The organism is Endozoicomonas sp. SESOKO4 (assembly GCF_024606275.1).
The window spans coordinates 1-7621 of the sequence record NZ_JAHHPS010000301.1; the positions used below are offsets into that span (position 1 = coordinate 1).

At 46.6% G+C, this 7621-nt stretch carries 7 protein-coding genes; 5 read left to right on the forward strand and 2 right to left on the reverse strand.

Going from position 1 to position 7621, the window contains the following annotated elements; translation table 11 throughout:
• The 5 genes from KDK16_RS05640 to lpcA form a co-directional block, all read left to right on the forward strand.
• Nucleotides 1-454: helix-turn-helix domain-containing protein (locus KDK16_RS05640; protein ID WP_257275071.1), on the forward strand; the 454-nt coding region annotated here is incomplete at its 5' end.
• 85 nt (nt 455-539) lie between these two features.
• A complete protein-coding gene (gene dnaN, locus KDK16_RS05645; protein ID WP_257275072.1) occupies nt 540-1643 on the forward strand; it encodes a DNA polymerase III subunit beta in 1104 nt (367 codons plus the stop codon).
• Between the two features lie 121 nt (nt 1644-1764).
• The gene (recF, locus tag KDK16_RS05650) at nt 1765-2931 is read left to right on the forward strand and encodes a DNA replication/repair protein RecF (RefSeq protein ID WP_257275073.1); all 1167 of its coding nucleotides are present in this window, start codon (nt 1765-1767) and stop codon (nt 2929-2931) included.
• Entirely contained in the window at nt 2924-5338 is a 2415-nt protein-coding gene (gene gyrB, locus KDK16_RS05655) for a DNA topoisomerase (ATP-hydrolyzing) subunit B (protein WP_257275074.1), read from the forward strand. The genes recF and gyrB overlap by 8 nt, the downstream gene beginning before the upstream one ends.
• A gap of 142 nt (nt 5339-5480) precedes the next feature.
• Nucleotides 5481-6062 (forward strand): D-sedoheptulose 7-phosphate isomerase, encoded by a 582-nt coding sequence (lpcA, locus tag KDK16_RS05660; RefSeq protein ID WP_257275075.1) that lies wholly within the window; start codon nt 5481-5483, stop codon nt 6060-6062.
• Between the two features lie 61 nt (nt 6063-6123).
• On the opposite strand, the gene KDK16_RS05665 is transcribed toward lpcA, so the two are convergent.
• Both KDK16_RS05665 and gmhB read right to left on the reverse strand, forming a co-directional pair.
• Nucleotides 6124-6864 carry a 1-acyl-sn-glycerol-3-phosphate acyltransferase gene (locus tag KDK16_RS05665; RefSeq protein ID WP_257275076.1) on the reverse strand — a complete coding sequence of 247 codons (741 nt, stop codon included), beginning with the start codon at nt 6862-6864 and terminating at the stop codon, nt 6124-6126.
• Between the two features lie 16 nt (nt 6865-6880).
• Entirely contained in the window at nt 6881-7441 is a 561-nt protein-coding gene (gmhB, locus tag KDK16_RS05670; protein WP_257275077.1) for a D-glycero-beta-D-manno-heptose 1,7-bisphosphate 7-phosphatase, read from the reverse strand.
• Nucleotides 7442-7621: the final 180 nt, after the last annotated feature.

Here is a 7621-nt window from a genome sequence, read left to right on the forward strand (position 1 = left end):
GCCTCATGAGGCAGCTTTCTTTATTGCCCAGAGAATTCGGTCCAATGTGCGTGAACTGGAAGGCGCTCTGAAACGAGTGATTGCCAGTGCCCACTTTATGGGGCGCAAGATTGATATCGACCTCATCAGGGAGTCCCTGAAGGATCTGCTTGCATTGCAGGATAAACAGGTCAGTATTGATAATATTCAAAGAACTGTGGCTGAGTACTACAAGATCAAGGTTGCTGATATTCTGTCTAAACGTCGCAGCCGTTCTGTGGCCAGACCCAGGCAGATCGCAATGGCTCTTTCCAAGGAGTTAACCAGTCATAGCCTGCCTGAAATTGGTGACGCTTATGGCGGACGAGATCATACCACTGTACTTCATGCCTGCCGTAAAGTGAAAGAGCTGGTGGATGAAGACGGTGAAATCCGTGATGACTACAAAAATCTATTGAGATCGCTGACTAGCTGATTTTGATTCAGTCAGCAGATATTTAATGAATTCAGGAAGAAAGTCATTGTGACTGCCTTCCAGATAGCCAAGAGAAAGGAAAGCGATGAAATTTACCATTAATCGGGAAGCATTGCTCAAGCCACTTCAACTGGTGGCGGGTGTTGTTGAGCGCAGACAGACTCTACCTGTATTGTCCAACGTCCTGATGGTGGTGGACGGTGATCAACTCTCATTGACAGGTACCGACCTGGAGGTGGAGCTGGTAGGTCGAGTGACACTGGATGACGTCTCTGAGGGCGGAGAAATTACTGTTCCCGCCCGAAAGCTAATGGATATCTGCAAGTCTCTTCCGGAAAACGCTTTGATTGAGTTTTCCCAGGATGATCAACGGGTCAAGCTGAAAGCAGGCCGTTCTCGCTTTACACTGTCCACTCTGCCTGCCAACGAATTTCCAAGCATTGACGAAGAAGCAGGTTCCATGACCTTTACTATTGGTCAGAGTCGTTTGCGTCGATTGATTGATCGCTCTGGTTTTGCCATGGCGCAACAGGACGTCCGTTATTATCTGAACGGTATGCTGATTGAAGTCAGCCAGAATACGCTGAGATTTGTTGCTACCGATGGGCATCGTCTGGCTATGTGTACTGTCGATGCTGATATTAATCAGCTTGATCGTCATCAGGTCATCGTTCCTCGTAAGGGGATTTTGGAGATGGCTCGTCTTCTGACGGAAGGTGACGAGATGGTTCATATCTCTTTGGGGGCAAACCATATCAGGGCGAAAACCGGGGACTTTATATTTACCTCCAAACTGGTGGACGGAAAATTCCCTGATTATGATCGTGTTATCCCCCGTGGTGGCGACAAGATTATTATTGGTGATCGTCAGGAACTTCGTCAGGCTTTCCAACGCGCTTCCATTCTTTCCAATGAAAAGTACCGTGGTATTCGCCTGATCCTTTCTGATGGTTTACTTAAGGTGATGGCCAACAACCCTGAGCAGGAAGAAGCCGAAGAAGAGATCAGTCTGGCTTACCACGGTGAAACTCTGGAAGTGGGTTTCAACGTCAGTTACTTGCTGGATGTTTTGTCTGTTATCACTGGTGAATCCGTCAAGATTACCCTCTCTGACCCTAACAGCAGTGCTCTGCTGGAAGAGTCTGATGCCAGTGACTCCACTTATGTTGTTATGCCTATGAGACTTTAATGAAGGTGTTTTTACCATCATTCGAGGCTTTTTTACTGTTCAGGGCCTTTTCAAGGCAAAAGGCTCTCTCATCATTACAAGCATTTGTGAAGTATGTCATTCCCGACAGGGTGATAGGAAAATGACGATTCACAAGCTGATGATCAAGGATGTCAGGAACCTGGCATCTGCCACCTTCTCCCCTTCTCCGGATATCAATATTCTCTACGGACTCAATGGCAGTGGGAAAACCAGTATTCTCGAGTCTATCCATCTCTTGGGTTTGGCTCGATCTTTTCGAAGTGCCAGACTAAAACCGGTTATTCGTCATAAACAGGGAAAGTGCACTGTATTTGCTCAAATTCAATCCAATAATGATCGACTGATACCGGTTGGCGTCTCCCGAGATATAGAAGAAGAACATTTTCAAATTCGTGTGGCCGGGGAAAGTCTTAAGTCAACTTCTGAGTTAGCCAGACTTCTGCCTTTACAAATTATCAATCCTGATACCTTTAAACTTTTGGAAGGTTCACCCAAGCAAAGAAGACAGTTTCTTGATTGGGGAGTGTTTCACGTGAAACACACTGAATTCTTACCTATTTGGAAGCGAACTCAAAAAGTACTTAAACAGCGGAACAGTTTACTACGTCATGGTAAAATGAAGGGTTCATCCGTTTCATCCCAGCTTTCAGTCTGGGATGTGGAACTGGTGAGGGCCGCTGTGGCTCTGGATCAACTAAGGCAGCAATACTTTGATCAACTGACACCCGTTTTTCAGGATGTTCTCAGCCAGCTAACCTCACTTGCTGATATCAAGATTGGTTATTACCGAGGTTGGGATAGAGAACGCTCTCTGGCTGATGTGTTAAAAGAAAATGCAGTTCGTGATTTTCAGGCTGGATACACACAGTCAGGGCCACAACGAGCTGATATTAGAGTGCGTCTTGATGGAAGTAATGCCGTCGATATTTTGTCTCGTGGCCAGCTAAAGTTAGTCGTTTGTGCGTTAAAGCTTGCGCAAGGTTATCTCTTTTCAAAAATGAGTAATAGCCAGTGTGTTTTTCTTGTGGATGATTTGCCTTCAGAGTTGGATATTCATCACAGAAAAGCTATGTGTAAAATATTACAGAATATGCAAAGTCAGGTATTTATTACCTGTGTAGAGCCGGGCACACTGGTGAATTGCTGGAAGCCTGAAATTGATCTTAAAGTGTTTCACGTGAAACAGGGAACTGTGAACCTGAAATCTGGGCGTGAGATTCGCCAGGCTGAATCGCTGGAGAAATCGCTGGAGAAAGAGTATGAGTGAACAAAATTACGATGCGTCCAATATTAAAGTGCTGAAAGGCCTCGATGCAGTTCGTAAGCGTCCAGGAATGTACATTGGTGATACGGATGACGGTACCGGACTTCACCACATGGTGTTTGAAGTGGTAGATAACTCGATCGATGAAGCCCTGGCAGGCTTCTGTGATGAAATTGCAGTTATTATCCACCCGGATGAATCCATAACCGTTCGTGATAACGGTCGGGGAATCCCGGTAGATATCCACGAAGAAGAAGGTGTGTCTGCCGCTGAAGTGATCATGACGGTACTTCATGCGGGGGGGAAGTTTGATGATAACACCTATAAAGTCTCTGGTGGTCTTCACGGTGTCGGTGTATCCGTAGTAAATGCCCTTTCCAAAGAGCTTAAACTGACCATCCGCAGAAATGGTCAGGTTCATCAGCAGATCTATGCGCACGGTGTTCCACAGGAACCTATGAAGGTGATTGGAGAAACTGAAAAGAGCGGTACAGAGGTTCATTTTGTTCCCTCTGAGGAAACCTTCTCCAACATCCAGTTTAGCTATGACATTTTGGCTAAAAGGCTGAGGGAACTCTCTTTCCTGAACTCTGGCGTCTTTATTCGACTGATTGATGAGCGTTCGGGGAAAGAAGACCAGTTTCGCTATGACGGAGGCCTGAGTGCATTCGTTGAATATCTGAATACCAATAAAACCAATATCAACAAGGTCTTCCACTTCACGAAAGTAAGGGAAGATGGCATTGGTGTAGAGGTGGCATTGCAGTGGAATGATGGCTTTCAGGAAAACATTTTCTGCTTTACCAACAACATTCCTCAGCGTGATGGGGGGACCCACCTTGCTGGCTTCAGAGCCGCGCTGACCCGTAACCTGAACAACTACATTGAGCGTGAAGGTTTTGCCAAGAACCAGAAAGTTTCTACTTCTGGTGATGATGCTCGTGAAGGCCTCACTGCGATCATATCGGTTAAGGTGCCTGATCCTAAATTTTCTTCCCAGACCAAGGATAAACTGGTTTCTTCTGAAGTGAAGACCGCTGTTGAGCAGGAGATGAGCAGTTATCTTGCGGACTACCTGATGGAAAACCCACAGGAAGCCAGAGCGGTTGTCAACAAGATGCTCGATGCAGCCAGAGCACGTGAAGCAGCCCGCAAAGCCCGCGAAATGACCCGCAGAAAGGGGGCGCTGGACATAGCAGGACTGCCCGGGAAATTGGCTGACTGTCAGGAAAAAGACCCTGCGCTCTCTGAACTGTACATCGTGGAGGGTGACTCTGCGGGTGGCTCTGCAAAGCAGGGACGAAACCGGAAAACACAGGCCATCCTGCCACTCAAAGGTAAGATCCTGAACGTTGAAAAAGCACGCTTTGACAAAATGCTTTCCTCTCAGGAAGTCGGTACTCTGATCACCGCAATGGGGTGTGGCATTGGTCGTACTGAATTCAACATTGAGAAACTGCGGTATCACAATATCATCATCATGACCGATGCTGATGTTGACGGCTCCCATATTCGAACCCTGTTGCTGACATTCTTCTTTCGCCAGATGCCAGAGCTGATTGAAAATGGCTACGTTTATATCGCTCAGCCGCCGCTCTATAAAGTGAAGAAAGGTAAACAGGAGCAATACCTTAAAGACGATGTTGCCTTGGATGACTATCTGACCCAGTCTGCCCTGGAAAACGCCACCCTGCATGTTAATGAAAATGCGCCGGGTATCGGTGATGAAGCTCTGGAATCTCTGGTAAAAGAATACAGAAAGGTTATTGCAACTATCGAACGTCTGTCTCGAATTTATCCTTCTGAAGTCATGAAAGAGATGATTTATCTGGATGCCGTTTCCGAAGAAGACTTAAAAGATCAGACAAAAATGATGTCTTGGCTGGACACCCTGAATGTACGCATTCAGGAGCTGAAGTTAGCTGGCCGCGAGATGAGTTTTGAGCTGTTTGAAGATCGCGAGCATCAGGTGTGGTTGCCCAAAGTTACCATCGTTTCCCATGGTGTGCCGACCGAATACACCTGGAATGTCGACTTCTTTGGCTCGGGTGATTACGGTTCGATCAAAAGTCTCGGAGCCAAGCTACAGGGATTACTGGAAGAGTCCGCATTCATCCAGAAAGGTGAGCGGAAAAAGGCGGTAGAAACCTTTGAGGAAGGTCTGGATTGGCTGATGTCAGAGTCTACCAAACGTCACAACATTCAGCGCTATAAAGGTCTGGGTGAGATGAACCCCGAGCAGCTTTGGGAAACCACGATGGATCCGGACGTGCGAAGGATGCTTAAGGTGACCATTGAAGATGCTATTGCTGCTGACCAGATCTTCAATACACTGATGGGAGATCAGGTTGAGCCTCGTAGAGACTTTATTGAGTCTAATGCTTTGAACGTGGCTAACCTTGATATTTAATACCCCATAGTTGCACTCAGGGTCCTTAGACAAAGCGGCTCTGAGCGCAATCAATTAACCCTCTTTCGGGCAAATAAAGTTATGCTGCACCGTTGATACATCAGCAGTATACTTGAGGCCTCCGATTCAACAGTTGACAGACATGTACCATTCAGTAATTCGTGCAGAACTCGAAGAAGCCCAACAGCTTCTGGAGCGCTTTCTTAATGATGAAACCTGTATTGATGCTATAGATCGTGCTGCGAGCCTGCTGGCCGAGGCCTTTAAGCAGGGTGGAAAGGTTATTTCCTGTGGTAACGGAGGCTCTCATTGCGATGCTATGCACTTTGCTGAAGAACTGACTGGCCGCTATCGTGATAACCGTCCTGCTTACCCGGCGATTGCCATCTCTGATGTCAGTCACCTCTCTTGTGTCTCCAATGATTACGGTTATGAGTATGTGTTCTCGCGTTATCTGGAAGGCGTTGGCTTTGAGGGCGATGTCCTGTTCGGGCTCAGTACCAGTGGTAACTCTGTCAATATCCTGAAAGCGGTTGAAGCGGCCCGGAAAAAAGGGATGAAAGTGATTCTTCTGACGGGTAAGGATGGTGGAAAAATGGAAGGTCTGGCGGATGTAGAGATCAGGGTGCCCCACTTCGGATACGCTGACCGAATCCAGGAAATTCACATCAAAGCCATTCATATCATGATTCAACTGATCGAGAAGTACACGGCTTCCTCTTAGTGATTTGATGGCAAGCCAACATCTTCATCACCTGTTATCCGGTGATGAATGATGTCTGAGCTTAAGCCCCTTCCGATTTCCCATTCATGTTATCCAGTGTATTGGAAATCCAGTCCCGAGCTTCATTATTAATCTCCAGCGCCGTCCTGTCTTTGGTTTCTATGACTGTTCCTATATGAAGCTGAATGGTCCCGGGCTTTTTTAGAAAACTGTTCATAGGCCAGCAAGCAGCGGCATTATGGGCAATGGGCAGTACATTAACCCCAGCCTTTCGTGCCAGATTGACACCGCCTCTTGAGAACTTGCCTAGCTGGCCATTAGGATTACGAGTACCTTCTGGAAAAATCAAAACCCAACGACCGTCGTGCAAAGCTGAAGTACCCTGTTCTACTACATCGTTTAATGCGGCCCTTGGATCATTACGATTAATGGCGATAGGTTTAATGAGTCTGATGGCCCAGCCAAAGAATGGAATTTTCAATAGCTCTTTCTTAAGAACCGGAGCCTGAGGGCTAAAGAGCGTCTGCAGGAAAAACGTTTCCCAAGTGCTTTGGTGATTACTGATCATGACGCATGGGATGTCAGTAATGTTTTCTTTTCCATGTACTTCATACTTTATCCCACAGATAAATCTGGCCAGTCCCATAGCGATAATCGCCCAGTACTTCACCAGTATGTTGTGGCGTCTGTTCATGGGAACGAGAGGAGCAACAAAAACCATTACCATGGACCAGAAAACAGTAAAAATGGTCAGCAGGAAATAAAATAAAGCTGTTCTTATGGATTGAACGACGAGTGACATTTAAAACCTATTGTGTTTATCCTTGAAGACTGATCTGTGACTGTCCGATAATGAAGCGAGTAAAAGCGGCCAAGTCTTCAAACACTGGCACATTATCAAGACCTTCCCCTTTATTTAGCGTTCTGACGCCCTTGCCGGTTTTTACCAGAGCTACCTTACATCCCACTGCTTGCCCTGCCTCAAGATCTCTTAGAGAGTCCCCGACGACCCAGGCAGATGATGCAGGAATGTTTAGAGTTTCTTCGATCTGTTCAATCATCCCCGGAAGAGGCTTTCTGCAACAACATTGATCGTCAGGGCCATGGGGACAGTATTGAATGCAGTCAATCTTGCCACCTTCTGAAACCACCAGATCGAGCATTTTTTGATGCATGGCCTTGAGGGTTTCTTCAGTAAAGTAACCTCTGGCAAGGCCCGACTGGTTGGTTGCAATGGCGATGGAATACCCTGCCCTGCTGAGCCTGGCTATAGCTTCAATGCTGCCAGGCAGAGGAATCCACTCATCTACCGAACGAATGTAGTGGTCAGAGTCTTTATTAATGACTCCGTCGCGGTCAAGAATGATCAGTTTGCTCATAATTTCAGAAAGCAGGTTTGATACCTGAAACATTGGAAAATATTGGTTTTTGCTCGAATTGATGAAAGCTGGCTCAGTGATTCAGTTCCGAGAGTAGAACCAGTCATAAGCTATCAAATCCAGTGTGTTGACATCCTCTCGCCCCTGAAGGAGCGAGATTCCCGTTAGTCACCTAACAGG

Coding starts and splice junctions, on each gene's coding strand:
- KDK16_RS05665 (WP_257275076.1), bottom strand. CDS start 6,864: ATGTCACTCGTCGTTCAATCCATAAGAACAGCTTTATTTTATTTCCTG.
- gyrB (WP_257275074.1), top strand. CDS start 2,924: ATGAGTGAACAAAATTACGATGCGTCCAATATTAAAGTGCTGAAAGGC.
- gmhB (WP_257275077.1), bottom strand. CDS start 7,441: ATGAGCAAACTGATCATTCTTGACCGCGACGGAGTCATTAATAAAGAC.
- lpcA (WP_257275075.1), top strand. CDS start 5,481: ATGTACCATTCAGTAATTCGTGCAGAACTCGAAGAAGCCCAACAGCTT.
- dnaN (WP_257275072.1), top strand. CDS start 540: ATGAAATTTACCATTAATCGGGAAGCATTGCTCAAGCCACTTCAACTG.
- recF (WP_257275073.1), top strand. CDS start 1,765: ATGACGATTCACAAGCTGATGATCAAGGATGTCAGGAACCTGGCATCT.